The 1230-nt window shown below is 62.4% G+C and carries 2 protein-coding genes; both read left to right on the forward strand.

Annotated features, from left to right (window positions below; all coding sequences use genetic code 11):
• Positions 1–716, forward strand: a 716-nt coding sequence (locus tag AACY11_RS28220) for a phage tail protein (protein ID WP_339496323.1), incomplete at its 5' end; no start/stop codon positions are given.
• Positions 717–724: 8 nt separating this feature from the next.
• A partial coding sequence (locus AACY11_RS28225; protein ID WP_339496325.1) for a hypothetical protein occupies positions 725–1230 on the forward strand: 506 nt, incomplete at its 3' end.

The raw sequence follows: 1230 nt of genomic DNA on the forward strand, positions 1-1230 counted from the left end.
TGGCGTCGACCGCTGCCCTGAACAAGCTGCAAAAACAGGTCGGTGACTCGCTGACGGGCATGGTTTCAGCATTCGCGATGAACGCTGCGCCGCCGGGCTGGCTCAAGTGCAACGGCGCCGTGGTGTCACGCACCGCGTTCGCGGGGCTGTTTGCGCGCATCGGTGTCGTGTTCGGCGAGGGTGATGGCTCCACGACGTTCGGTCTGCCGGATCTGCGAGGCTTGTTTCTTCGGGGGCTGGACGACGGGCGCGGCCTTGATCCTGCGCGGGTGTTCGGCACCTTTCAGGACATGATGATCCACGCTCACGGGCACACGGCCTCGGCCGCAGCGGTCGGTGACCACGGCCACACCGCTTGGACAGATGCGCAAGGTAACCACGTTCACAGCGCCTGGACTGATGCCCAAGGGAACCACGACCACGGATGGCGGATCGCCGCGACGGGTCAGGGCATTTCAGTGGGTTACCCGTCTGGCGGCGGCAACATCGTTGATCTTGAAATGCCGGGCGGGAAAAACGCGGATAACCAGCCGATGCGTACCGACTACCAAGGCAACCACGCACACAACGTCGGGATCGGTGCGGCGGGACAGCACGCGCACAACGTCGGGGTCAGTGCCGGCGGCGCCCACACCCACGGCATCACTGTAGCCGCCGCCGGCGGTACCGAAACCCGGCCGAAAAACATGGCCCTACTTTTCTGCATCAAGTATTGAGATCGAGCATGACTGACAAACTCGTCTATCAGACCGACCGCCTCGGCATTTTCATTGGTGCCGTGAAGGCTGACGAATCGCCGCTGGAACCCGGCGTTTACATGATCCCCGGCGGGTGCATCGAGATCCCGCCGCCGGCGATCCCTGAACACAAAGCTGCCTGGTGGAATGGCCAAGACTGGCAACTGGTGGACTACTTCGGCGGCGCGGTGGTGTACAGCATCGCCACCAGTGAACCGCGCACGTTGGAAGGCTTCGAACCTGTGCCGGCGGGCTACACCATGAAGAAACCCAAGGCGAATCAGATCTGGAAGGATGGCCAATGGATCGATGACATCGATTCCGTGTTGGCCGCGCTCCAGGACAAGAAACTGCAAGCGATTGCGGCCGACTGCGCGGCCTACATCGCCGGCGGCTTCAACTCCAGCGCCCTGGGCGAGTCTTACCGCTACAGCAGTGCGATCGATGACCAGGTGAACTTGAATGGCCAGGTGTTGCTGGGCATGGACGATGT

This window comes from Pseudomonas sp. RA_105y_Pfl2_P56, from assembly GCF_963970845.1.
GTDB classification, from domain to species: Bacteria; Pseudomonadota; Gammaproteobacteria; order Pseudomonadales; family Pseudomonadaceae; genus Aquipseudomonas; species Aquipseudomonas baetica_A.